Source organism: Rhodococcus wratislaviensis (genome assembly GCF_041228765.1).
GTDB lineage: Bacteria > Actinomycetota > Actinomycetes > Mycobacteriales > Mycobacteriaceae > Rhodococcus_F > Rhodococcus_F wratislaviensis.
On record NZ_CP150488.1, the window covers coordinates 5531515 to 5555765 of the forward strand.

The 24251-nt window shown below is 66.7% G+C and carries 27 protein-coding genes; 17 read left to right on the top strand and 10 right to left on the bottom strand.

All coding sequences use genetic code 11. The features are described from left to right. Positions 1 to 154: 154 nt before the first annotated feature. Positions 155 to 550 (bottom strand): ethanolamine utilization protein, encoded by a 396-nt coding sequence (locus tag WKC72_RS25490; RefSeq protein WP_037227739.1) that lies wholly within the window; start codon positions 548 to 550, stop codon positions 155 to 157. Positions 551 to 692: 142 nt separating this feature from the next. Here WKC72_RS25490 and WKC72_RS25495 point away from each other — a divergent pair, with 142 nt between their 5' ends. From WKC72_RS25495 to WKC72_RS25520, 6 genes are all read left to right on the top strand, one after another. Continuing rightward, positions 693 to 962, top strand: a complete 270-nt coding sequence (locus WKC72_RS25495) for a hypothetical protein (protein ID WP_235214442.1) — start codon at positions 693 to 695, stop codon at positions 960 to 962. A gap of 269 nt (positions 963 to 1231) precedes the next feature. Next, positions 1232 to 1411 carry a hypothetical protein gene (locus WKC72_RS25500; protein WP_112302309.1) on the top strand — a complete coding sequence of 60 codons (180 nt, stop codon included), beginning with the start codon at positions 1232 to 1234 and terminating at the stop codon, positions 1409 to 1411. A gap of 73 nt (positions 1412 to 1484) precedes the next feature. Then, positions 1485 to 2330 (top strand): DUF4097 family beta strand repeat-containing protein, encoded by an 846-nt coding sequence (locus tag WKC72_RS25505; protein WP_128638759.1) that lies wholly within the window; start codon positions 1485 to 1487, stop codon positions 2328 to 2330. A gap of 63 nt (positions 2331 to 2393) precedes the next feature. After that, a complete protein-coding gene (locus WKC72_RS25510; protein WP_327205254.1) occupies positions 2394 to 2642 on the top strand; it encodes a ferredoxin in 249 nt (82 codons plus the stop codon). A 94-nt stretch (positions 2643 to 2736) separates the two neighbouring features. Then, positions 2737 to 3963 (top strand): cytochrome P450, encoded by a 1227-nt coding sequence (locus WKC72_RS25515; protein ID WP_037227743.1) that lies wholly within the window; start codon positions 2737 to 2739, stop codon positions 3961 to 3963. Positions 3964 to 4101: 138 nt separating this feature from the next. Beyond that, positions 4102 to 4368 carry a YdeI/OmpD-associated family protein gene (locus WKC72_RS25520; protein ID WP_128638760.1) on the top strand — a complete coding sequence of 89 codons (267 nt, stop codon included), beginning with the start codon at positions 4102 to 4104 and terminating at the stop codon, positions 4366 to 4368. Between the two features lie 49 nt (positions 4369 to 4417). Here WKC72_RS25520 and WKC72_RS25525 read toward each other — a convergent pair whose 3' ends face one another. Both WKC72_RS25525 and WKC72_RS25530 read right to left on the bottom strand, forming a co-directional pair. After that, complete coding sequence (locus WKC72_RS25525; RefSeq protein WP_370180057.1) at positions 4418 to 5302, bottom strand: aldo/keto reductase; 885 nt, start codon at positions 5300 to 5302, stop codon at positions 4418 to 4420. Positions 5303 to 5460: 158 nt separating this feature from the next. Next, the gene (locus WKC72_RS25530; protein WP_370180059.1) at positions 5461 to 6510 is read right to left on the bottom strand and encodes an alcohol dehydrogenase catalytic domain-containing protein; all 1050 of its coding nucleotides are present in this window, start codon (positions 6508 to 6510) and stop codon (positions 5461 to 5463) included. Positions 6511 to 6611: 101 nt separating this feature from the next. Here WKC72_RS25530 and WKC72_RS25535 point away from each other — a divergent pair, with 101 nt between their 5' ends. Beyond that, complete coding sequence (locus WKC72_RS25535; protein WP_370180061.1) at positions 6612 to 7511, top strand: helix-turn-helix transcriptional regulator; 900 nt, start codon at positions 6612 to 6614, stop codon at positions 7509 to 7511. An 82-nt stretch (positions 7512 to 7593) separates the two neighbouring features. Here WKC72_RS25535 and WKC72_RS25540 read toward each other — a convergent pair whose 3' ends face one another. Continuing rightward, complete coding sequence (locus WKC72_RS25540; protein ID WP_370180063.1) at positions 7594 to 8409, bottom strand: bifunctional allantoicase/(S)-ureidoglycine aminohydrolase; 816 nt, start codon at positions 8407 to 8409, stop codon at positions 7594 to 7596. 272 nt (positions 8410 to 8681) lie between these two features. On the opposite strand from WKC72_RS25540, the gene WKC72_RS25545 reads away from it, so the two are divergent. Then, on the top strand, positions 8682 to 9053 hold the full coding sequence (locus WKC72_RS25545; protein ID WP_370184500.1) for a thioesterase family protein: 372 nt from the start codon (positions 8682 to 8684) through the stop codon (positions 9051 to 9053). 72 nt (positions 9054 to 9125) lie between these two features. Here WKC72_RS25545 and WKC72_RS25550 read toward each other — a convergent pair whose 3' ends face one another. Beyond that, positions 9126 to 9920: a class I SAM-dependent methyltransferase gene (locus tag WKC72_RS25550; RefSeq protein ID WP_370180065.1), complete on the bottom strand. Its 795-nt coding sequence runs from the start codon at positions 9918 to 9920 to the stop codon at positions 9126 to 9128. A gap of 310 nt (positions 9921 to 10230) precedes the next feature. On the opposite strand from WKC72_RS25550, the gene WKC72_RS25555 reads away from it, so the two are divergent. Beyond that, entirely contained in the window at positions 10231 to 11262 is a 1032-nt protein-coding gene (locus WKC72_RS25555) for an aldo/keto reductase (RefSeq protein ID WP_370180067.1), read from the top strand. A gap of 163 nt (positions 11263 to 11425) precedes the next feature. On the opposite strand, the gene WKC72_RS25560 is transcribed toward WKC72_RS25555, so the two are convergent. After that, on the bottom strand, positions 11426 to 12490 hold the full coding sequence (locus WKC72_RS25560) for an LLM class flavin-dependent oxidoreductase (RefSeq protein ID WP_370180069.1): 1065 nt from the start codon (positions 12488 to 12490) through the stop codon (positions 11426 to 11428). Positions 12491 to 12972: 482 nt separating this feature from the next. On the opposite strand from WKC72_RS25560, the gene WKC72_RS25565 reads away from it, so the two are divergent. Then, positions 12973 to 13482 (top strand): GNAT family N-acetyltransferase, encoded by a 510-nt coding sequence (locus WKC72_RS25565; RefSeq protein WP_370180071.1) that lies wholly within the window; start codon positions 12973 to 12975, stop codon positions 13480 to 13482. On the opposite strand, the gene WKC72_RS25570 is transcribed toward WKC72_RS25565, so the two are convergent. After that, positions 13401 to 14909 carry a PLP-dependent cysteine synthase family protein gene (locus WKC72_RS25570; protein WP_370180073.1) on the bottom strand — a complete coding sequence of 503 codons (1509 nt, stop codon included), beginning with the start codon at positions 14907 to 14909 and terminating at the stop codon, positions 13401 to 13403. The two genes, WKC72_RS25565 and WKC72_RS25570, sit on opposite strands and share 82 nt — an antisense overlap. Before the next feature lie 234 nt (positions 14910 to 15143). On the opposite strand from WKC72_RS25570, the gene WKC72_RS25575 reads away from it, so the two are divergent. Then, a complete protein-coding gene (locus WKC72_RS25575) occupies positions 15144 to 15404 on the top strand; it encodes a WhiB family transcriptional regulator (protein WP_370180075.1) in 261 nt (86 codons plus the stop codon). Between the two features lie 223 nt (positions 15405 to 15627). On the opposite strand, the gene WKC72_RS25580 is transcribed toward WKC72_RS25575, so the two are convergent. Next, entirely contained in the window at positions 15628 to 16323 is a 696-nt protein-coding gene (locus WKC72_RS25580) for a GntR family transcriptional regulator (protein WP_370180077.1), read from the bottom strand. A gap of 194 nt (positions 16324 to 16517) precedes the next feature. Between WKC72_RS25580 and WKC72_RS25585 the strand changes: the two genes are divergently transcribed. The 3 genes from WKC72_RS25585 to WKC72_RS25595 are packed head-to-tail and all read left to right on the top strand — an operon-like array spanning position 16518 to position 20474. Then, positions 16518 to 17789 carry an amidohydrolase family protein gene (locus WKC72_RS25585; protein ID WP_370180079.1) on the top strand — a complete coding sequence of 424 codons (1272 nt, stop codon included), beginning with the start codon at positions 16518 to 16520 and terminating at the stop codon, positions 17787 to 17789. Further along, positions 17779 to 19266 (top strand): APC family permease, encoded by a 1488-nt coding sequence (locus WKC72_RS25590; RefSeq protein WP_370180081.1) that lies wholly within the window; start codon positions 17779 to 17781, stop codon positions 19264 to 19266. The genes WKC72_RS25585 and WKC72_RS25590 overlap by 11 nt, the downstream gene beginning before the upstream one ends. Next, positions 19263 to 20474: an amidohydrolase family protein gene (locus WKC72_RS25595; RefSeq protein WP_370180083.1), complete on the top strand. Its 1212-nt coding sequence runs from the start codon at positions 19263 to 19265 to the stop codon at positions 20472 to 20474. Before WKC72_RS25590 ends, WKC72_RS25595 begins: the two co-directional genes overlap by 4 nt. A 19-nt stretch (positions 20475 to 20493) precedes the next feature. On the opposite strand, the gene WKC72_RS25600 is transcribed toward WKC72_RS25595, so the two are convergent. Further along, on the bottom strand, positions 20494 to 21162 hold the full coding sequence (locus WKC72_RS25600) for an anti-sigma factor (protein WP_112302295.1): 669 nt from the start codon (positions 21160 to 21162) through the stop codon (positions 20494 to 20496). Next, on the bottom strand, positions 21149 to 21706 hold the full coding sequence (locus tag WKC72_RS25605) for a sigma-70 family RNA polymerase sigma factor (protein WP_174233900.1): 558 nt from the start codon (positions 21704 to 21706) through the stop codon (positions 21149 to 21151). The genes WKC72_RS25600 and WKC72_RS25605 overlap by 14 nt, the downstream gene beginning before the upstream one ends. Positions 21707 to 21913: 207 nt before the next feature. Here WKC72_RS25605 and WKC72_RS25610 point away from each other — a divergent pair, with 207 nt between their 5' ends. Genes WKC72_RS25610 through WKC72_RS25620 form a run of 3 tightly spaced genes read left to right on the top strand, consistent with a single transcriptional unit; the run spans position 21914 to position 24108 of the window. After that, complete coding sequence (locus tag WKC72_RS25610) at positions 21914 to 22405, top strand: hypothetical protein (protein ID WP_268790716.1); 492 nt, start codon at positions 21914 to 21916, stop codon at positions 22403 to 22405. Further along, entirely contained in the window at positions 22398 to 23495 is a 1098-nt protein-coding gene (locus WKC72_RS25615; RefSeq protein ID WP_268790717.1) for a catalase family peroxidase, read from the top strand. Before WKC72_RS25610 ends, WKC72_RS25615 begins: the two co-directional genes overlap by 8 nt. After that, entirely contained in the window at positions 23485 to 24108 is a 624-nt protein-coding gene (locus WKC72_RS25620) for a cytochrome b (protein ID WP_268790718.1), read from the top strand. Before WKC72_RS25615 ends, WKC72_RS25620 begins: the two co-directional genes overlap by 11 nt. Positions 24109 to 24251: the final 143 nt, after the last annotated feature.

Below are 24251 nucleotides of genomic sequence, written 5' to 3' on the forward strand. Positions count from 1 at the left end.
CGATCAGGGTTGCTCGGGAACCGCCACAACGGAATTCGTCGTCGATCACGGCGGCGGTAGTGACAGTGTGACAGTGCGCGCTGAACACCCGACGTCACGGCAGCACCCACCGCCACCACCGGGTAGAGGACGCCGTGGTCACTGCCATCGCCGATTACGGCGCGAAGGAGCGGTGACCGACGTAGTACGCCAACGCACCGTCAGGGGTGGTGAATCGGATCCGCGATCCCTTCGGCAAGAAGATCGCGTCCTTCGCCTTGGCGACCTCCTTCTGTCCGGTGTCGAGATTCTCGAGAACGAACTCGCCCTCGAGCACAACCTTCATTTCGTCGTACTCGTAGAGGTAATCGAGGGGATTGTCCGTGCGCCGGAGTTCGAAGTAGCCTGCCGACATCTCGGACCCGTCCGGGTTTGCGTACACGTCGTCGATGAAGCCTTCGGTGCCCGGGTACTCCGCAACCGGCATCTGCGGCAGAGACTTCCAGAAATCTGCGGTGACGCGGAACGGTGCGACGGTCCGTCCGATCGCACTGGAATCGACAACGGTCATTGGGGTCCTCCTGGGGATGGGATTGTGCAATCGCTACGTCGATCACCATGCGATGAAACTGAAGATAATGGCAGGAAACCATGCCGTGGGTTACGTGCTCGTAAACGCGCGTGACAAGGAGGTTTATTTGCAAGAAGCACGCATGCCCGCTCTCATCGTGCGCGCCGCCCGCGCGGCCGGACTGCCGCCGCCGATCGACAGCGTGGTCGCACAACTCGACGACGACGGCCTCCTCACGGCCGAAGCCGAACATTCGTGGGGCCTCGGATTCGTCGGGATGTCGGAGATCCACCCCGCCCAGCTGCAGGCGATCCACCGGGTTTTCACCCCCTCTCCCGACCAACTCGACTGGGCGCGGCGTGTCTTACTCGTTCGAAGCAGCAGGGCACGCCGCACTGCGCATGCCGGATGAGACTTCGTCGACGCCCCGGTCGCAGCCCGGGCCACGGACCTGTTGCGCCGCAACCAGCGGATAGCCGATTCAAGCGGGCATGCGGGAGCGGCGGTGATTAGGCCGATTTCACCGATACCTGAAGGCATCACCGATCGTCCCGGCGCCCTTCACCGCACGCGATCCTGACCAGAAATTTTCCTGCGAGAAGAACGAGACGGGTGCTGCATGATGCCCCGATTGAGCCATCATGGCTTGCGCTGGTGCCATCTTGGTGCCATATTGGTGCCATGGACTTGACCTCGTACGTGAGCAACCATGGACGCGAGTTCGCCACACACGCCGAAGCCGGCGGCGACGACGCGCCCTGCACGTTGGTCGAGCACCTGACCGGGTCACTCGAGTCGGGGATCCGGACGACCCAGCGCGTCAAACAGACGACGCGGCGCCTCACCCGCCGGGTGCGGTAGCCGCACCGCCTCCCACCACACCGCGTCCCCGACCTGCGGGGATGTCTCGCCCACCCATCAGAAGGGGACAGTCATGCCCAATTTCGATACACCCGAACCGATTTCCGTCACGCTCGAGCTCGGCGTCGGCAATGTGCAGGTCACCGCGAGCGACCGCACCGACACCACCGTCGATGTCCGCCCGAGCGACGAATCCGATGAGTCGGACGTGCACGCCGCCCAGCGGGTCCGCGTCGACTACGCGAACGGCGTGCTCCAGGTCTCGGGGCCCAAAGCGCGCGTTTTCGACTTCTCCCACAAGACCAGGTCGGTGGAGGTGTCCATCAACCTCCCCAGCGGTTCGCAGGTGTCCGGCGAGGTACAGGTGGGAGACCTCAGCGGCACCGGCCGACTCGGGGAGTGCAGGTTCAAGACCTCGGCCGGGAACGTCCGGCTCGAGCGGAGCGGCCCCCTGCGTGTGGACACCGCGGCCGGTCACGTCACCGCGGACGGCGTCGCGGGCAACGCCGAGATCCACACCGGCTCCGGGAGGGTTCGCATCGGAGCGACAGAGGGCTCCGTGGCCGTCAAGAACTCCAACGGCGACACCATGATCGACGCGGCCACCGGCAACGTCCGGGTGCGCTCGACGAACGGCGACATCTCCGTCGACCGGGCCGGCGCGGGGGTCGAGGCGAAGACGTCCAACGGCAGCATCCGCCTCGGCGAGGTGGCCCGTGGCTCGGTCGAGCTCGGGACTGCGATGGGCGACCTGGAGATCGGCATCGCCGAGGGCACCGCCGCACGGCTGCAGGTGAACAGCAAGTTCGGGCAGGTGCACAACCTGCTGGACGACACCACCCGGCCCGAGGCGTCCGACGAGACCGTCGAGGTGCGCGCACACACCTCGTTCGGCGGCATCACGATCCGCCGTTCGTGATCCCCTTCTGGCCCTGGAGAAAGGGAAACCATGACCACCGAGCAATCTCAGCCGGCGACTGAAGTGACCAGGTTGCGAAAGTCGTTCGGCGGCCCCGCGTTCGAGAACCAACCGATGCATCTCGACGTGGACCAGGACCGCTGCATCGGCGCCGGCATGTGCGTACTGACCGCTCCCGAGGTATTCGACCAGAACACCGAGGACGGCCGGGTGCTTCTGCTCGATCCCACACCACCACCCCCGCAACACACGTCAGTCCGCCAAGCCGCCCACACCTGCCCCGCCGCGGCAATCACGATCCTCGACCGGTAACCGCCATCAGACACCACTCACGCTGACACCACCGGCCGTCCGGTATCCCGCACGACACCCGGGGAACCCGACTACCGCCACGAAAGGAATTCCGATGAGTCGAACGATTCCCACCCAGCACGGCCTCCCCATGGATCGCGATGCGGGCCCCTTCGACCCGCCCCGACAGATCACCCGGCTGCGCGAAGCTCGCCCCGTCAGTCCCATGATCTTCCCCGACGGTCACGAGGGCTGGCTCGTCACCGGTTACGACGCGGTCCGCCGGCTCATGGCCGACACCCGACTCAGCTCCCGCCAGGACATCGGCATTCTCCACGTGCCCTACGAGACCCCCGGCATGCCCGCCGCCACCGAACCGTCCCCGCAAATCCCGGGCCTGTTCATCGCCATGGACCCGCCGGACCACACCCGGCTGCGGCGCAAACTCACCGGCGCCTTCACCGTCAAACGCATGAAGCAGCTCGAAGACCACATCACCGACATCGCCGAGCGGCAACTGGACGAGATGGCGCGCCTGACCCCGCCGGTCGACCTGGTCAAGGAGTTCGCGCTGCCGGTGCCCTCGCTGGTGATCTGCGAACTGCTCGGTGTCCCCTACGCAGACCGCGAGAACTTCCAGGTCAACTCCGCCAAGTTCCTGGTCAAGGACCAGCCGCTCGACGAGAAGATGGCCGCGTACATTGCACTGACCACGTACCTTTCCGACCTCGTCACCAGCAAACGCGCCGCCCCCGGCGAAGACATACTCTCCGACCTGGCCCGCCATGACGACCTCACCATCGAGGAGCTGACCGGTGCCGCCTTCCTGCTGCTACTCGCGGGCCACGAGACCACCGCCAACATGCTGGCACTGGGCACCTTCGCGCTTCTGGAGCACCCGGAGCAACTAGCCGAGCTGCGCGCCGACCCGGACCTGCTACCCGATGCCGTCGAAGAACTCCTGCGCTACCTGGCCGTTGCCGACATCTTCTATCGCTACGCCACGGAAGACATCGAACTCGGCGGCGAAACAATCCGCAAGGGATCGACCGTCGTCGTCTCACTGCTGGCCGCCAACCGCGACCCCCAGCGATTCGACGACCCCGACACACTCGACATCCGTCGCAAGGCCCGCGGTCACCTGTCCTTCGGTCACGGCGTCCACCAATGCCTCGGCCAGCAACTGGCCCGCATCGAGATGCGCGCCGGTTTCGCCGGACTGCTACGCCGCTTCCCCACTCTCGAACTCGCCATCCCCGCCGACGATGTGAAACTCAGAACCGATATGAACATCTATGGTGTCCACGAACTACCGGTCACCTGGATGGAAACGGCCCGGTAACTCGCCAGGTCATCGTCGAGAGGTGGGCGAAGCCGGCATGCGGCGACCGCCAGATGGAGGCGGCCTGCCGGTGGACCGACACCACGCCGCGCTTGGCTACCGCCCGCCATACCGGGCGACCGTCGGTAGTGTCGAAACATGGGCAAGCCCACGGTCCCGAGCGGCACGGTGCATGGAGTGCCAACAGATCTACGACAGGCATTGGTCGATAACGGCCCGGCACTGGCCGCGTGGAACGACATCACACCCTTGGCACGCAATGAGTGGATCTGCTGGGTCGAGGATGCCAAGCTCGATGAGACGAGACGGCGTCGGATCAAGAGGACGCATACCGAACTGGCTGAGGGCAAGCGCCGCCCATGCTGCTGGCCTGGTTGTCGTCACCGGGAAAAGACCGGCAAGTAGGAGTTCTTCGTGCTCGCGGTATGGGGGTCGATCTGTATTGCGGTACTCCTCAGGCTTCCGGGATTTCGAGGCCGAATGTCTCGCGGGTGATGTCGTCAGGTTCCGGTCCGCCGCGCACCCCGGTGTCGAGAGCGTCGATCGCGGTGAGCTGATCGGCGGTGAGCTCGAAGTCGAAGACGTCGAAGTTCTCGGTGATACGCGACGGGGTGACCGATTTCGGAATCACCTGGCGGCCCTGCTGCAGGTGCCACCTCAGCATCGTCTGGGCCGGCGTCTTCCCGTGTGCCGCTGCGATGTTCTTGATCGTGGGATCGTCGAGTGTGGAGCCGTGGGAGCCGTTGCGGTAGAAGGTGATGCCACCGATCGGAGACCACGCTTGGGACACGATCCCTCGTGCGGCGTTGGCCGCGAGCACGTCGGATTGACGGAAGTACGGATGTACCTCGATTTGGTTGACCGCCGGCACCACCGATGTTTCGTCCCGCAGTCGCGCGAGGCGGCCGGACATGAAGTTGCTGACACCGATGGCGCGGACGCGGCCATCCGCGAGCAGCGTCTCGAGCGCCTTGTAGGCCTCGACGGTGAGGGTGAACTCGCCGGGCAGAGCCTGGTGCAGTATCAGCAGGTCGATCTGATCGATTCCGAGTTTGCGTGCGCTCTTGTCGAAGGCATGCAGCGTCGCGTCGTAGCCGTAGTCGGTGATCCAGATCTTGGTCTCGATGAAGATGGCCGAGCGATCGATGCCCGAACGGCGTATGGCTTCACCGACCTCGCGTTCGTTCTGATAGGCAGCGGCGGTGTCGATGTGCCGGTATCCGGTCTCCAGTGCCGCCTCGACCGCAGTAACAGTGTCATCGGGCGGGGTCTGGTACACCCCGAAACCCAATGCGGGCATCGTGATTTCGTTGTTCAATGTCAATTCGGGGATGGTCATGATTCAACCTTAGGATCGGTCAGCACGCGCGGGGAGTGACGCACTGAGCAGTTGTCATGCCGCGGATCTCGTGCGGCGGGTGTATGCGGAGCCAACCCGCAATGCGGCGCCCACCAGGATCATCGGCGCGGCCGTGGCCCGACCGGAAACTGCGGTTGTCACGGCCGGACCGCGACCTTGAGCGCGTCGCGGGCATCCATCGCGGCATAGCCCTGCGGCGTCTGAGCAAGTCCGACGGTCCGGTCGAACACCTTCCCCGGCTGCACGATGCCGCCCAGGACTGCCGGAAGCAGCTGCTCGATATACGCGCGCACCGGCGCCGGACCACCGGTCAGGGTGACGTTCGGCCCGAACAGGCTCCCGAACCCGACCGGCGCGTCCTCGTACTGGGGCACCCCCACACGACTGATCGTTCCGCCCGCGCGGACGACGCCCACAGCCTGATCGTAGGCGGGCCGGTGACCGACCGCCTCGAGGACGATCGCGCTGCCCAGGCCGCCGGTCAGCTCACGAACCTTCGCGATTCCCTCCTCACCACGCTCGGCAACCACATCGGTCGCACCGAACTCGCGACCGAGATCGGTGCGCACCTGGTGCCGCCCCATCAACACGATCTGCTCGGCACCGAGCTGGCGAGCCGACAGCACCGCCATCAACCCGACCGCCCCGTCACCGATCACGGTCACCACACTGCCCTCGCCGACGCCGCCGCGGATCGCGGCATGCCAGCCGGTGCCGTACACATCCGACAACGTCAACAAGGAGTCGAGCAGCGCATCGTCGGCGTCCTCGCCCACCGGCACCTTTACCAACGTGCCGTCGGCCAGCGGCACCCGGACCGCCTCGGCCTGACCACCCGCCGTACCCAGCGAGGCGTCATTCCAGAACCCGCCACGCACACACGAGGTCTGCAGACCCGCAGCGCAGAACGCGCACGTGCCACACGACACCGCGAACGGTGCAATGACGAAGTCACCGACACGCAACGTCCTCACATCCGAACCGGTTGCTTCGACGACACCGATGAACTCGTGCCCCATCGATCTGCCCGCAGGATCGACCTCCATGGAGTGATAGGGGTGCAGGTCGCTGCCACACACGCAGGCCCGCACGATCCGAACCAGAGCGTCGGTGGACGACTGGATGGTGTGATCAGGAACATCGATGACACGGACATCGCCCGCGCCGAACATGTACGTCGCTTTCATGCCACCCAGTTGACCTCCATTCCGGCCGCGCGGGGAGTCACGGACGTTCCGGGTACTGCCAGTACCTCCCACATCCGGCGATCGCTGCCTACCGTGGACTCATGAGCTCGACCGACCTGCGCACCGAAATCCGCGAGTTCCTCAGCACGCGGCGCGCACGCATCACCCCTGAGCAGAGCGGACTACCCGTGTACGGCGGTAACCGCCGCGTCAAAGGCCTGCGCCGCGAAGAGGTCGCCATGCTCGCCGGTGTCTCGGTCGACTACTACGTCCGCATGGAACGCGGCAACCTCGCCGGCGCCTCCGACAGCGTCCTCGACGGCCTCGTCGTCGCCCTGCAACTCGACGACGCCGAACGCGACCACCTCTTCGCCCTCGCCCGGCAAGCACAGGCAAGCACCACCCGCCGCCCCCGCACTCCACCGGTGACCGTGCGTCCGGCAATCCAGCAAGTACTCGATGCCATCACGGACGCACCGGCCTGGGTCCGCAACGGCCGCCACGACATCATCGCGATGAACGACCTCGCGCGCGCCCTCTACTCCCCCGTGCTCGCCGACCCCCGCCGCCCCGCCAACACCACCCGATTCGTCTACCTCCACCCCCAGGCAGCCGCAGACTTCTTCGTCGACTACGACACCATCGCCAGGGACGCAGCCGCCATGCTCCGACTCGAAGCAGGCCGCAACCCCCACGACAAAGCACTCATCGCACTGGTCGGGGAACTGTCCACCCAAAGCGAACTATTTCGCCAACGCTGGGCATCACAAGACGTCCGCTTCCACCGCAGCGGCCGAAAGCGCCTGCACCACCCCGCCGTCGGCCAACTCGACCTCGACTTCGAAGCACTCGAACTGCCTTCCGAACCCGGCCTGCAACTCAACATCTATACCGCAGCCGCCGGCACACCCACCGCCGACGCCCTCACGCTCCTCGCTTCCTGGGCCGCTAGCCAGGAACGACTCGGCACCGAACACGACGCTCCCAGCAGACCGCACTGACCCCCGCGCACAGACGATCGGTGGGCCGCCACCCGTGCGCCAACGGCAGCAGCACACCGGATCATGACCAGATTCAGGAGAGTCAGAGTTGGAGGCCGGCGTGCCGGTTGGTGTCTTTGTAGAGCAGATAGCGGAAGCGACTCGGCCCGCCCGCGTAGCACGCCTGGGGACAGAAGGCGCGCAACCACAGGAAGTCGCCCGCCTGCACTTCGACCCAATCCTTGTTGAGCAGATACACCGCCTTGCCTTCGAGGATGTACAGGCCGTGTTCCATGACATGCGTCTCGGGGAACGGAATCGCACCTCCCGGTTCGAAGGACACGATGTTGACGTGCATGTCGTGGCGGATGTCGTTCGGATCGGCGAACCGCTGGGTCTTCCACGCCCCGTTCGTGCCGGGCATCTCGACGCCCACGACATCGCGCTCCCGGGTCACGAAGGACTCGGGCACCTCGATGCCGTCGACCTGCTGATAGGTCTTGCGGATCCAATGGAACGTCCCGGTGGCCGGACCGTGGTTGTGCAGGGTCCACCGGGCGCCGGGAGCGAGGAATGCGTAGCCGCCCGCATCCAGCACATGCTCGACCCCGTCGAGTGTGAGAGTCAGCGCACCGTCGACAACGAACACCACCGCCTCGGCGCCCGGATCAGCATCGGGACGGTCACTACCGCCACCAGACGAGACCTCGACGATGTACTGCGAGAAGGTCTCCGCGAATCCCGACAACGGCCGCGCCAGCACCCACGCCCTGGTTCCGTTCCAGTGTGGCAGCAGACTGGCGGTGATATCGCTCATCGTGCGACGCGGCAGGACCGCGTAGGACTCCGTGAAGACCGCGCGGTCGGTGGTCAGGTCGGTTTGCGGCGGCAGGCCGCCTCGCGGAACGAAGTAGTTCATGCTGTCCTTATCGGGTTGTCGGGATAGGGGCGGCGGCATGCCGGCGTGGTGTCGATTTTCCGCCTGTGGTCCAGTGTCCTATGGGTACATAGCTGATCACATGTGGGTGACAGGACCGCCCCGGGCGTCCCCTGCTCGATTACTGGAACTTCGCCTCGGAGATTGATCCCGTCGAGAGTGCCGATCCCACCCAGCAAGCCGGCGAACCCGAAGCACCTCGATCCGGCATTGTCGACCAGATGGCCGGCCCGCGTCTGGCGTACCGTAGAGCGGTGCGCTACGAGGTAGGTGAGTCCGATACCGCGACCGCATTGGGCAGTGGTGACGTTCCGGCACTGGCGACCCCACGGCTGATTGCGTGGATGGAGGCGGCCACCATCGCCTGCGCCGCACCGTTCATCGGGGCGGGCCAGACGACGGTCGGGACCGCTGTCCGTATCGAGCACCTCGGCCCCACGCCGGTCGGCGCCGGCGTCGAGATCGCTGCCGAGCCCCCAGCCGCCGCTGTCGGCCATCGGCTCACCTTCACCGTGCGAGCGATCGACAGCTCGGGGAAGGTTGTCGCGTCGGGTGAGATCGACCGGGCGATCGTCGACCGCGACCGGTTCCTCGATGCGTCGTCCCCCGGGGACGACAACCGCTGATCGAACAACGAATCGCGCAGCGCTGAAGACCGTCGATTCACTATGGTGACGATCTGGCCATGCTGTGTCCGGTCAGCTCGGACCCTTTCTTCCCACGAGATGAAAGACGCGGCTGAGTTGGCGGTAGGGGTCTCGTCGGCTGGCCTTGAGTTCGACTGCGGCCGCCGCCGCCACCTGCTTCGAATCGCTGGGGTCCAACTCGGCTCCACTGAAATCGAGCCAATCGACAAACAGCCACACCCCGTACCAGCGTAGGGGTTCCACGCCGCGGCTCCGCAGGAGCTCGCTGAGTTCCTCCACCGTGTCGGCTCGAGTAGGCACTCCCAGCACCCCGACCTCTCCCCTGGTGTCGAACGATGCCAGAGCGTCGTCCCATCGCAGTTCCAAGGCCGGGCGCACTGCCATCGCCTTGGCGTTGCCCGCCATGATCGAGACGACGCCGCCGGCAGCAGTACACTGGCACAGCTGTTCGACCAATGGCTCCGGCCGCTCCAGGTATCCGAGCACGCCATGACACAACACGGCGGCGAAGCGTTGACCGTTCACCGCCTCGTCGGCGTTCTCACCGTCGGCCTCCACGAGTGTCACCCGTCGCTGCGCCTCAACAGGCAACTGCTGGAGTCGCTGTCGAGCTTTGTCCAGCATCGCCGACGACGGGTCTAGCAGCGTCACGTCGTAACCGGCGTGGGCCAGCGGGAACGATTGATGACCTGCGCCGCCGCCGACGTCGAGCACAGACGCTGGAGGCGCCGGCAAATGCTCCAGCAGCTGCTGGTGCAGCACATAGGTGCGCACGCGTCCCTTCACCGAGGCATACGCCTCATCGGCAAATTGGTCAGCCAAACCGGCCCAAGCGTCATCGCCCACCACACCAAGATAATGCCGCGTCTTGTGCCCCAATCCGTAACCGGCCGTGCCCGGTCGACTTCTGCACCGGATCCCGCCGCAGACCTGTCGACGGCACGGAGGCTGCCGGGGTGGACGGTTCGTCGATCCGCTCGAGACCTTCCACTGAATCTGCGCGATCCGAACGATTCCCATTCCGTCACCGTTCGGTGACAGTGTTCGCATGGATCCACGTCGGCGTGTAGCTGCACCTCGATAGTGGTGAGCGCCGCAGAGAGAGCCGCGTCGGCCCGCGCCACGGCCACCGACCAGAACGGAAGAGACGACACCCATGACCGCTAGCCCCTTCGATCTCACCTACACCGCTGCCGAGGACCGCTACGAGAAGGTCCCGTACCACCGCACCGGAAACTCCGGTCTCGATCTGCCTGCCTTCTCGTTCGGCCTGTGGCAGAAGTTCGGTAGCGACTACGCTTTTGCGACGCAGAGGGAAATCATCCTCCATGCGTTCGACCTGGGCATTACCCACTTCGACAACGCCGACCGCTACGGTCCACCGCATCGCGCAGCCCAGAAGAACTTCGGCGCCGTGCTCGCCAAAGACCTCGCGGCTTACCGGGACGAGCTCATCCTGTCGACCAAGGCAGGCAACCCGATCGGTCCGAGCCCGTATCTCAGGGGCGGCTCGCGCAAATCGATTCTCGCCTCGCTCGACCACACTCTGCGCGACCTCGGCACCGACTACGTCGATATCTTCTACCATCACAGCCCCGACCTCAGCACGCCGCTGGAAGAGTCCGTCGGTGCGCTGGTCAGCGCGGTGGAGCAGGGCAAAGCGCTCTACGTCGGCATCTCCAACTACCTGCCCGATCGCACCCACGAAGCCGCCGAACTGCTGCGCCAGGCCGGCGTTCCGCTGCTCATTCACCAGGCGCGCTACTCGATCTACGACCGTCGCCTCGAACAAAACGGATTGCTGGACACCGCCCGCCAGGACGGATTCGGGCTGATCGTGTATTCACCCCTGGCGCAGGGTCTGCTGACCGACAAGTACCTGGAGACGATTCCCGAGCGCGCACGAGCACAGAACAGCACGTTCCTGACGCCGGATGTAATCGACGAGACCTACCGACAGCGCACCGCCGAGCTCAACAAGATCGCCGAGGCACGCGGCCAGTCACTCGCGCAACTCGCGCTGCAGTGGGTACTGCGGCGGCCGGAGGTCACCTCGGCGCTGATCGGAGCGAGTTCGACCGAGCAACTCGACCACAACATCGCGGCCCTGAATTTTCCGGCGCTCACCGACGAAGAACTCGCGCTCATCGAGGAACACGGTGTGCACGGGACCGGACTCGGGCTCTGACCGCCGAGAATATTCCGGCGTGCGTCGTCCGCCGGGATTCGTTGTGTGACAGAGCCACCAGCCGATGACAACCAGTCACCCGCTCGCGCCGGCAGCGCGGGCGGGCGACTGTCACCGTTTGTTCAAAGCTGTTGCGGGGAAGCATAAGTAGCGCTCCCCCGGCTCATTCGCGCAGCAACGGCAGGAGCTGATTCCCCTGACGCTCGATCTCCGGCAGATACGGGGTGTCGGAGAGCACGAAGTGGGTGATGCCGAGATCCTGGTACTTGCGCAGCGACTTCGCGACGTCCTCCGGGGAGCCGACGAGCCAGGTGGTGCCGGCGCCGCCGCCACCGACCTTCCCGGGTGCGGTGTACAGGTTGTCGTCGAGCACGTCGCCACGGGTAGCCAGGTCGAGGAGTCGCTGTTGTCCCACGGCTGTCGGGCGATGCGGGTCCTGCGGCGGCGCACCCTGGTTCTTCGCCATCTCCGCTACCTTCGCCTCTGCCTCGGCCCATGCCTGCCCGGTCGTGTCCCGGACGAAGGTGGTGATCCGCAGGCCGAACTCGAGCGGCGCATGCTCTCGGCCGAGTTCCTCACTCAGTGACCGCAACCGCTCGATGCGCTCCTGCACACCCACGAGCGGCTCTCCCCAGAAGAGCTGTACATCGGCCTCGGTCGCCGCAACATGCTCGGCGGCTTCGGACGCGCCACCGAAGTAGAGCTTCGGGTGGAGCCGGCCTCCGTGTGGCGAGATCCGGGGCAGCACCGTGGAATCGGTGACCTGGAAATGCTCACCCCGGAAGGTGACGTTCTCCTCCGTCCACAGCTTGCGGACGAGCTGGAGGAACTCCTTGGTGCGGGCGTAACGGTGAGCCTGGTCGCTCTCGTGTTCGCCGTACGCTCCGAGGTTGTCCTTCCCCGACACGATGTTGATCCGGACCCGGCCACCGGTCAGGTGGTCGAGAGTAGCGACAGCGGAGGCGAAGTGAGCCGGTCGCCAGTAGCCGGGTCGGATCGCGATGAGCGGCTCGAACGTCGCCGTCCTGGCCGCAAGGGCGGCGGCGACGGTGAGTGTGTCGGGCCGACCCCAGCCGGTGCCGATCAATGCCCCTTTCCAGCCGTGTTCCTCGAGGGCCTTCGCCTGCGCCGTGAGGGTGTCCAGGCTGTTGTGGTCGACCGTGACGGCGTCGCCGCGGTGTCCCGGGGTGACCTGATTCGGGATGTACCAGAGGAATTCGAGACTCATGGGATGGTGATTCCTGTTCGATGGTGATGATGACCAGGACGAAGAGCAGCGGCCGCGCACGGAGCTGCGCGGCGTCGCCACCGCTCGGTCCCCGCTGTGAGCGGTGCGCGGGTCACGTGCCCAGGCCTCGCCACTGGCGACCTTCGTCACGAAGCCATTGCGTCACTTCCCTACTTTCGCCCGAGGGATGCACCCGACCGGACGACGTGACCAGCATCCGGACATCGCGAGACTAACCCCGGTTGCCACCGTGCACGTCCCCGCGTTCAGTCCCCCATGGAGAGAAACAGGACCTGACGTGCCACAGTTCGACGCAACGGGACATAAATTCCTCCCGATCGGAAATGCCCAGTGCACCTTGCACCTTCATCGATGCCCCTTCCTTGGACACCATTGGCGTCAAGATGATTTCAACCCTCGAAGCATGGATGAAGACGGTGAATCATCAACCGAAATTGCGTTTTCATCGACGGAGAATGTGAATGCCCTCTGAACTAGCATTCTCGACACTTCACGTCAGCGAGGTGTCTTGGTTCGATCCCGACGCGGAGGCATTGCGAGCGGCCATGGCCGACGAAGTGGGGCCGCGATACTCCGACCGAGTATCGACTGCAGACCGGGCCGCCACCAATGCGGTTGACCCGACATCCGTTTTCGTCACAGTGGTGGTGTACACCGCCGAGGTGACGACCGGCAAACGAGAAGCGGTCGGTCACGCCGCACTCCGGTGGAACGGCGACGACCTCGAGTTGAAACGGATGTTCGTCACAGTGGAGCATCGCGGAACCGGCGTGTCGACAGCGTTGTTGAGCGCAGTCGAGGATGCCGCCAGGAAGGCGGGGCGCCCCCGCCTGATTCTCCAGACCGGCGACCGGCAACCCGACGCGGTCAGGTTGTACGAGAAGAGTGGCTACTCGCGGATTCCGATCTTCTCCCCGTACGAGATCTTGCCCTTCTCGAATTGCTTCGAGAAGGTATTCGGTGAAGGGTGACGGATCGCCGCACTCCACGTAACAGACGAGGTGCGGACGACGTCGGCGTCGACCAACGCCACGGCTCGCCCGTTCTCGGACACGACGACCGGCCCCCGGTGCCCCCGGATTCGTCGCACGGCCACCGTCAGCTCTTCGGTGACTCCCACGACGGGCAACGGCTGATCGACGTGCACGCCGACCGGGTCGTCGTCCGGAGCGTCTGACAGCGCCGCGGCACCGACGAACCCCAGGATCTCCGCGACCACGACCGGACCGGTGACCGGGCGCGCCAGCGCGACGGGTAGCACCGGGGTGTCGGCGAGCACGTCACGCGCCTCCGCGACGGTTGCGGTGGACGGCACTGCCCGGGGTGCGCTCCCCCGGCCGCCCAGTGCGTCACCCACAACGGGTCCGGTCGCTGCGTGGTAGAGCGGGAAGCCCAGCCGTCCCAGCCACTCGTTGTCGAAGTACTTCGACAGGTAGGCCCGGCCCGAGTCCGGGACGATCACGACCACGACGTCGTCCGGACCGAGGGTCCGCGCGACCCGCAGGGCGGCGGCGACCGCTGTACCGGCGGAACCTCCGACGAGGAGGCCTTCCTCCCGGGCGAGGCGGTGCAGCACCGTGAGCGCCTCGATGTCCGGGATCCGCTCGAGTCGATCGACGACGTCCGGGTGATAGGAATCCGGCCACTCGTCGTGCACGGTCTGCGGGTGCAGGAAATGCCCCACGGATTCGATGTACCAGGCCTGTCCGTCTCCCCCGCCGTATACGGAGGTCTCGGGATCCGCACCGATGATCTGCACGGCCCCGCCGGAGATCTTCGTCAGGAACTCCCCCGTCCCCGTGATGGTCCCACCGGTTCCGACACCGGCGACGAAATGAGTGACTCGGCCCTGGGTCTGACGCCAGATCTCCGGTCCGGTCGTGGTGCGGTGCGCGTCGGGATTGGCCGGGTTGTCGTACTGGCCGGCGAGCCAGCCGCCGGGAATCTCCGCCGCGAGTCGAGTGGCCACGTTGCGTACGAACTCGGGATGATGGCTGGGCCGGCCGCCCGGTGTCACATGCACCTGCGCCCCGTGTGCCCGCAGCAACGCGATCTTCTCGACGCTCGTCTTGTCCGGTACCACGACTACGGAACGGTATCCCCGAGCGGCGGCGACCAACGTCAGCCCGACTCCGGTATTGCCCGAGGTGCCTTCCACGACGGTGCCTCCGGGCAGGAGTTCCCCGGATTCCTCAGCCGCGTGGATCATGGCGAGGGCGGCGCGATCCTTCACACTTCCGCCGGGGTTGAGGAACTCGAGCTTGGCATACACCGTCGCGGAAATGCTTCCGGTTACCCGGTTCAACCGGACGAGGGGGGTGTTGCCGATGGCGTCGGTGATCGAGTCGTAGACTCCGAGGCTCTCAGCATCGACTGCGGGGGGATCGAGGATGGTCATGCGTCTGCCTTTCGAGGCCGCCCGGGTGTCACTCGGTCAGCATCGCAAGAGCGGTCGTCGAAGAACAGGATTCGCGTCACGCCGATCAGATCTTCAGTGGCTCGCCACCCAATAGCGCATCGAGTTCACCCCGAAATCCTGGAGATTCGAATTCTTCTCGTGTGCTGGCGAATGGGCTGTAATTCGGGGCGACCGAGAGCGAAGGGGGTAGTCGAAAAGATGTCGACACCGGTGATGACACTGCAGCCTCACGACACCGAGTTGTGGCAGTGGCGATTGTCTGCGCGTTGCCATGAAGCGGATGCGGAGATCTTCTTCCCGGCGGACGCCGAACGCAGGAACGCTCGCTCCGAGCGGGAAAATCTCGCCAAGGAGTTCTGCCGCGGCTGCGCGGTGGTGGAGGAATGCCTCGAGTATGCCCTCCACACCGGCCAACAGCACGGCGTCTGGGGTGCGACGACACCGGGCGAACGGCTGGCACGTCTCGGCCGGTGAGCGAATACCGCGTTCGGCGTTCTCAGAGGGGCGAGAACACCGACGTGGTGGATGGCCCCGTCAACGACATCTTCTCGAGACGAGTCGGCGGGGTCTCCGTCCGTTCGATCGCGGCACCGGAACAGTCCGTCGAACTTCCCCTGCGGGCCGTCCGTGATCCAGATCGGACACCGGTGACATCGAGGATGCCCTGCCGGTACTTCCCGCGATCGGGGAGCAATCCTCAGGTCGTCCCGGTCTCGGCGGCCAGGGAGCGGAGGGCCTCGACCCGGGTGCCCACGACGTGTCGGCGGGCCAGTTCTTCCGCTCCGTCCGCGTCTCGAGCACGGAGCGCCTGGTAGAGCTGCTCGTGCTCGCCGCACATGGTGTCGCCGTCGTCGCGGGTCGAGGTGAGGTGGAACAGACGTCGCAGTCGCGCATCGAGTGGCGCCATCAGATCTTGCAGCAGGGGGTTGTGGGATGCCTCGACGATCGTCCGATGGAAGTCCGCGTTGAGCGCGACGACCTGGCGGGTCTTCCCGGTCTCGGCGGCGGCGAGGGAACGGGCCACGATTGCACGGAGGGCCTCGAGTTCGCCGGCGGTGGCGTGCAGAGCTGCCAGCCGCGCCGCCAGCCCCTCGAGGCTTTCGCGCACATCGAACAGATTCTCGGCCGCCGCCGCGTCGAATTTCGCGACCACCGCGCCGCGTCGTGGTGCCACCGTCACGAATCCCTCGGATTCCAATCGCTGCAGCGCCTCGCGCAGTGGGATCCGTGACAAACCGAACTCCTCGGACAGTTCCCGCTCGACCAGCCGGAACCCGGCCGGATATCGGCCTTCGATGATTCGCTCACGCAATTCGATGTAGGCGCGATCTCGCAGTGACTGATGGGTGCCGCCGATCGAGGCGGAGCGCTGCGCGGTGCGGCGGGTGGTCATTGCGCGACTCCAGGTTCGAGGGACGGGGCCTGCTCGGTCGCAGACTCTCCCTCGCATCATTGCAGGCTTCGGCGATCTCTTCCGCACCCGGGTCATTTGGTATACCGTAGACCAAACTTCGTCCCGGACGCTCAATCCGAACCATCCCTGACCTGCATGTTGATACCTCTATACCTACCCCCGGAGAGAAACTGATGCACCAATCGGTCGGCACCGCGCCCGATCCCACCGCCCCCGGCACTGCGACACCCACGGCTCTGGAAGACGTCACACTTCCCTGCGGGCGCCGCGCCGACGTCGGACTCCGCGGCGATCGGATCGAATCCGTCGACGATCACCGGCCCGGTCGCCACCGGCCCGGCGCCTATCGCCTCGGCGGCGCCCTGCTCCTGCCCGCGCTCGTCGACGGACACTGCCATCTGGACAAAACCCTGCTCGGCTCGGCGTGGCAGCCTCACCGAACCTCACGGACGCTGCGCGAGCAGATCACCACCGAGCGACTATCGCGCCGCGACACGCAGGCGCCGGCCACCGAACGCGCCGCGGCCCTCGCCCGGCGCATGGTGTCGCTCGGCACCGGGCACGTACGCTCTCACGTCGACATCGACCCGGACGTGCAACTCACAGGCCTGCACGCGCTCCTCGAGGTGCGCGAACAGTTCCACACGCGACTCGGTATCCAACTCGTCGCCTTTCCACAGAGTGGGGTCGTCACCGCCCCGGGGGTGGCCGACCTCCTCGATGCCGCACTCGCCGACGGCGCCGACGTCATCGGAGGACTCGACCCCGCCGGATTCGACGGCGATGTCGACGGTCAGCTGAACGTCGTCTTCGGGCTCGCGGAACGGCACGGCGCCGGTGTGGACATCCACCTACACGACGGCGGTGAGGCAGGCGCCCACCAGCTGCACGAAATCGCCACGCGAACAAAAGCATTGGGTCTGGTCGGGAAGGTCACCGTCAGCCACGCCTATGCGCTCGGGCAACTCGACGACCACGAGCTGGACCGGGTGGCCGAGGCGCTCGCCCGAGCCGGAGTCGCGATCATGACCAACGGCCCGAGCCGGTCGATGCCCCCGGTGCTCCGCCTGCGTGAACACGGAGTCCGGGTCTTCGCCGGGTCCGAGAACATCCGCGACACCTGGTGGCCGTACGGCACCGCCGACATGCTCGAACGTGCAACCATCATCGGCCTGCAGGGCGAGCTGATGACCGACGACGACCTCCGGTATGCCGCCGCCCTCGCCACCGACGAGGCCGCAGCCGCCCTCGGCCTGACCGACTACGGGCTGGCTCCCGGCAAACGCGCCGACCTGGTGGCCGTCGCCGCGGGCAGTGTCCCCGAAGCCGTTGCCTCCCATCCCGAGCGACTTCTCGTCCTCCATGGGGGCCGGATCGTCGGCCCGACCCCCCGCACCACTATCCGCATTCAGCCACCGACCTTCGAGGATTCCCGTGATCACTGACCGAAACGTCTCCCAAGCCAAGGCCCCCGCGCAGAAGACCACCGACGGCAGGCTCGCCGCCGGTCGAATCGGTACGTTCGACCTCGTCTTCTTCGTGGTCGCCGCCGCTGCCCCGCTGACCGTCCTGGCGGGCGTCGCGCCGTTCGCGATCGGGATCGGAGGTGCCGGTGCCCCACTCGCCTACCTGATCGCGGGTGCGTTGCTCACGTTGTTCGCGGCCGGCTTCACCGCGATGAGTCTGTACGTGCGTAACGCCGGCGCCTTCTACGCCTACGTCGCGCGGGGACTCGGCCGGAGCCTCGGCGTCGGGATCGCGTACATCGCCGTGATGTCCTACAACCTCATCACACCGGGGGTCGCCGCCGCCTTCGGTTACTTCGCTTCCGGGACGATCCGCAGTGCGACGGGCGCCGACGTCCCGTGGTGGGTGTTGTCGGGCGTCTGTGTTGTCGCCGTCGGCGTGCTCGGCTGGCTGAAGGTCACACTCAGCGCCAAGGTTCTCGGCGTCGCCTTGATACTGGAAGTGGCATCGCTGCTCGTGATGAATGCGGGAATCCTCGGCGAACGCGGGTTGGCCGCACTGGATGTGAAGTCCTTCGATCCGGCCACGCTCGCGACCGGAGGGGTAGCCGGGATGTTCGTTCTGGTGATCGGCGCGTTCACCGGTTTCGAGGCGACCGCAATCTACGCGGAAGAGGCACGTGATCCGAAGCGGACGGTGCCGCGGGCCACGTACATTGCCGTCGGATTCCTCGCACTGTTCTACGCCGGCGGGGTGTGGCTGATCATGGGCGCCTTCGGCACCGACACCGCGGTCGCGATGGCCGGTTCCGCCGCAGGGCCCGATCTCACCTTCGAGGCGGGTGAACTGTACGTCGGCGCGTGGCTGGCCGACACGATGCACGCACTCATCATCGTCAGCGCGTTCGCCGCCGCCCTGGCCTTCCACAATGCCGCCGCCCGCTACCTCTTCGCCCTCGGCCGGGAGGGACTGCTGCCGCGGTTCCTCGGGAAGGTGTCCGCCCGCCACGGCTCACCGAGCGGCGCCGTGATCGCGCAGACCGTGTTCAGCGCGGTGATCATCCTCGCGGGCGCCGCGTGCGCGGTGGATCCGTACTCGGTGGTGTTCTTGTGGACCAACAGCATCGGTGTCCTCGGCATCATGGCGATGCAGGCATTCGCCGCGCTCGCGGTGTACGCCTTCTTCCGCCGCGACCGGCGGGGCCTCTCGGCGGCGAGAGTGATGTGGGCGCCGCTGATCTCCTGCGCCGGACTCACTGTTCTCACCGTGCTCGCGATCGTGCACTTCGACCTGCTGACGGGACGCTCCGGGCTCGTCAACGTTCTCCTGCTCGCACCGTTGCCGATTGTCGCGGCGGCGGGCCTCTATGTCGCCCTGCACATCCGCCGCTGCGATCCGGCACGCTACGCATCACTCACGAGCGTCGACGTGGAACGGGACCGAGAAACACGATGACCGCCGAAAACACCACCGTCACCGTCTTCCGCGACGTCCGCCCCTTCGGCGGCGCGGTGACCGACTTGATCGCCGTGAACGGCGCACTGGCACACAACATTCCCGACGGAGTCGCCGTCGACTACGTCGACGGCCACGGGAAGGCCGCCGTGCCGACCCTGGTCGACGCCCACATCCATCCGGACAAAACCGCATGGGGCGAGCCGTGGTACAGCAGGCGGACTGCGCACGCGATCGGGGAACTCGTCGCCGGCGACGTCGAACTCCACCACGCCCAACCCACACCCGTCGCGGACCGAGCGCTCCGGCTGATGGCGCACGCCGTCACCCTCGGGACACGAGCGATGCGGGCGCACGTGGACGTGGCGCCGGCGTACGGGCTCGCCGGGGTGGAAGCGGTGGCCACCGCCCGAGATGCCCTGCGCCACGCGATGGACGTCCAGATCGTCGCGTTCCCACAGCACGGTGTCGAACGGACGCCGGGCACCGCGGCACTGCTCGAGATGGCCGCCGACAGCGGGCTGATCGACGTGATCGGAGGGATCGACCCGGCAGGCTTCGACCACACCCCCGGTGGAACCGGAGGAGGCGCCCGCCAACTCGACACGGTCTTCGGGATCGCCGAAAGACACGGTTTGCCGATCGACATCCACCTCCACGACACCGGCGAGACGGGTACCGCGACTCTCACCGACATCGCCGAGCGAACCAGAGCGGCCGGTCTACAGGGCCGGGTCACGGTCAGCCACGCCTTCGCCGTAGCCGAATTGTCCGGCCACACCCTGGATTCGACGGCGAATCTGCTGGCGATGGCGGATATCGCGCTGACGACGGCCGCGCTGTCCACGGCGACGGTATTACCGTTCCGTCTTCTGGCGCAGCACGGTGTGCGGGTCGGGCTCGGGTCGGATGGCGTTCGCGACAACTGGAGCCCATTCGGTGACGCGGACATGCTCCACCGCGCGTGGCTGCTCGGCTGGGCACTCGACGCACGCCTCGACGAGGATCTCGAGGCGTGCTACGAACTCGCCGCCGACGGCGGTGCTGCCGTCATGGGGCTACCGCGGGCCGACCTGCAACCGGGTTCACCCGCCGACTTCATGTTGCTGGACGGAGAATGCGTGCCGCAGATCGTCGTCGACGTCCCCCGTCGGGACACGGTGGTGCGGGCCGGACGGGTCGTCGCTCGCGACGGCATACTCCTCTGAGTCGTCCCGAGGGCGTCGGTCAGGACCGCAGGGGCGCTTGCAGCAGGGTCCGGTCGTCGCCCGGGGCGCTCACCCCGAGCATCGTCGCATCCGACATCGGTAGCCCCACCGCCAACTGCATCGACATCGTCTTGTCGCCGCCGGCGATGAAACTGCCGGCATTCATGCGACTTCCGTCGGAGCGTTGGAGCCAGACGTTGTACGTGCGGCCCTGTGGGAGTCCGGCGACGTCGAGGCTGATTCCGGTTCCCCACGCCCGGTTCTCCACCCGCGCGGAGGCATCCACACCTGCGGCGAGCACCGTGAATGCCACCGGCTGCCCGGGCGGGGCCGTCGAGGTGCCCCCGCGCAGGAAGAACCCGCCGGTCACCAGGCCGACGGCGATCACGACGGCCGCGGCGGCGACTGCGATCCGGTGGTACCGCTTCCGTCCGCGTTCGCGGTCGACCGCCCCGAAGATCGCGTCGGGCAGCGTCGACGACGGCCGGGGCGCAGGTTCGGTGAGCCGGTCCGGGTCCGCCGCCGACAGGGCAGCCGCCACCGGAGTCAGCAGACGCAACTCGGTGCGGCACTCCGGGCAACCGTCCAGGTGGGCGCGAAGTGTGATCGTCTCGCTGTCGTCGAGGCGACCGAGCGCGTACATCCCCAGCATGGTGCGCATCTGCTGGCAGCGGTCAGTGGTCACCATGCCACCCCATTTCTTCGAGTACGAGTCGGAGAGCCTTCAGCGCGTAGTACACGCGACTGCGGACGGTGCCCACGGGAATGCCGAGGTGTGCGGCCACCTCGGTGGCGGGCCGGTCACGCAGGTGAATCTCGACCAGGACGAAGCGGTGCTGATCGGACAGCCGCCGCAGCGCCTCCTCCATCTCGAGCCCCACCAGCAGTTGTTCGAGGGGACGCTCGGGTGCGGGCAGCTCGGGTGGTGCAGCGTCGGCCAGCTCCGGTCGGGCGGCACGAGCCCGGATCGCGTCGATCACCACGTTGCGGCAGATCGCATACAGCCAGGTCCGGAGCGTAGAGCGCCGTGGGTCGTACCGGTCCGCGCCCCGCCACGCACGCAGGAACGTCTCCTGCACCGCCTCCTCCGCGCGACCCCGGTCTCCGAGGGAGCGGTAGGCGAGGGCGAACAGTTCCCTGCCGTGGTCGTCGTAGGCGGCCCGCAACACCGTCTCGTCATCCAAACTTCCCTCGGACTGGTCCCCGCGTGTGCGCACGATACGAAGCCGCACCACTCACCTCCCGAACACCGGATACGGCGTCGGCTCGCCCGACACCCACCGAGGAGTACGGGCGCGGGCGGCGCGGCGTTCACTTCGAATTCTGCCACTCGGGTGCGCGGAGGCGGCCCCGGCAGGTGAACGCGGACCGCCGACCATCCGTACTCCCCAGCACCGAACGACAGGCACACGGGAACGAACGAATGGAGATCTACGAAGATGCTGAAGAAGTCGATTCTTGCGGCGGCCGGCGCCGGCACCGCGATCGCGCTGATCTCGGCGTGCGGCACCGCCACCGACGACGCCCCGCCCGAGGTGCCGCCGTCTGCGTCCGCCGCGGCGAACCCCGAACCGGCAACCCCGGCGGCCGCCGGGCAGGTGGAGCTCGGCACCCGGGACACCGCACTCGGCGCGGTGCTCACCGACGGAGACGGTTTCACGCTCTACCGATTCGATGAGGACACACCCGGCTCCATCCGGTGCACCGGCCCCTGCGCCGAGATCTGGCCGCCCTCACTCGGAGCACCCCGGCCCGACGCCACCCTCGCCGCCCGCACGGGTGCCACGACGCGGCCGGACGGAACCGAGCAAATCACCTACGACGGCCACCCGCTCTACCGGTTCGCGAAGGACACCGCCCCCGGGCAGACGGGCGGCGACGGCGTCAAAGGAACCTGGCACGTGGTGACGGTCGACTCCGCCCATGGATGACGCCACCGCACCCCCGGTCAGGGCGCCACGCCCGGCGGTCAGTCGGCGCAGTGCGCTGCTCGGCCTGGCCGCGGTCGGCGCGATCGCAGCAGCGGACGTCGGCGGGTTCCTCTGCGCGGCGGGGACACTGGACGCCGACGCATTGACCCCGGCACGGCTGACCGACCGATTCGAGGAGGTCGCCGGGCACCACGACGGGTTCCGGCGCAATCACGCCAAAGGAGTCAGCGCGACCGGATATTTCACCGCCACCGGCGCCGGGTCCGCGGTCTCCACGGCCAGTGTTTTCCGGATCGGCCGGATCCCGGTGACCGGCCGGTTCTCACTCTCGGGTGGGAATCCGTCCACTCCGGACGCCGACGCCACGGTCCGCGGGCTGGGGTTGGCGTTCGACCTCCCCGATGGCGAGCAGTGGCGCACCGCGATGATCAACACCCCGGTGTTCCCCGACCGGACGTTAGACGGCTTCTACGAGCGGTTACTCGCATCGAAAGCGGACCCGGCCACCGGCAAGCCCGATCCGGATCGCATGGCGGCGTTTCTTTCCCGCCGCCCCGAGACCGCGGCGGCGATGAACCTCATCCGACAGCATCCACCGACCTCCGGGTTCGACAACAGCACCTACTACGGTCTCAACGCCTTCCTTTGCACCAACGACACCGGAGTCACGGTTCCGGTGCGATGGACACTGGTCCCTGAGGAACCGGCCCGCTCCCCCGGCCTGCCGGGGCGCGATTACCTCTTCGACACACTCACCGCGACAGTCTCGCGTCGACCGTTGCGGTGGCGGATGTTGCTCACGATCGGTCAACCCGGCGATAGGACCGACGACGCCACCCGGCCGTGGCCGCCGACCCGGCAGGTCCTCGACGTCGGCACCGTGATCATCGACGCGGTCCGGACCGAAGCGCCGCACAACGCGCGGGACCTCAACTTCGACCCGCTCATCCTCCCCACGGGCATTGCGCCCTCGGACGATCCCCTGCTCAGCGCCCGGTCCGCGGTCTACACCGAATCGTTCACCCGACGGTCCGGGGAGCCCAAAACACCGGCCCTCGTCGATGTGGATGGGGTGCGCGATGACCGCTGACCCGACCGACCGCCCGCTCCGGTTCGCGCCGACCGTCCGGTTGCTGCATTGGGCGATGGCGGTCATGGTGATCGCACAACTGCTCGTCGGCGCCGTCATGGTGACGACCCTCGACCACTACCATCTGCTGCGCTCGGTGCACGTCCCGTTGGGCGCCGCGATCCTCGCCCTGGTGATCGTCCGCATCGGCAATCGGCTGGTGCGCCGCGCGCCCGCACCACCCTCCACCATGAGACCGGCCGAGCGCCGGGTCGCAACCGCGTCGGAGTACCTGCTCTACGCGCTACTTGTGATCCAGCCACTCACCGGGTGGGCCATGCTCTCGGCCGGCGGCTACCCGATCATCCTCTACCAGCATCTGCACTTGCCCACGCTGATTGCACCCGATCCCAGCGTCTACGCGTTGTTGAGACAAGCTCACACCGCATTCGCCTACCTGCTGTTCTTCACCTTCACCGCACACATGTCCGCCGTCCTCTTCCATGTGCTGGTCCTGAACGACAGGCTCCTCGACCGGATGGCACCGTGGCGTACTCGCCGAAAGTCTTCGCCTACCTCGTCCCGGCCGGCACCTGCGCGGATCGTCGATGATATTGTTGCAGAGCAGGATTGAGGATGGTGATGCTCGCAGCACCGATGCCGAGACCGGCATGCGACTCGTGCCGGCCGCGTGATGGAGCACCAGTTCGGCCAGGTCGGTGAGCGGGAACATGCCCCAGACAGGGGTTCGGCCGGGAATGCTCTCACATTCTCGGC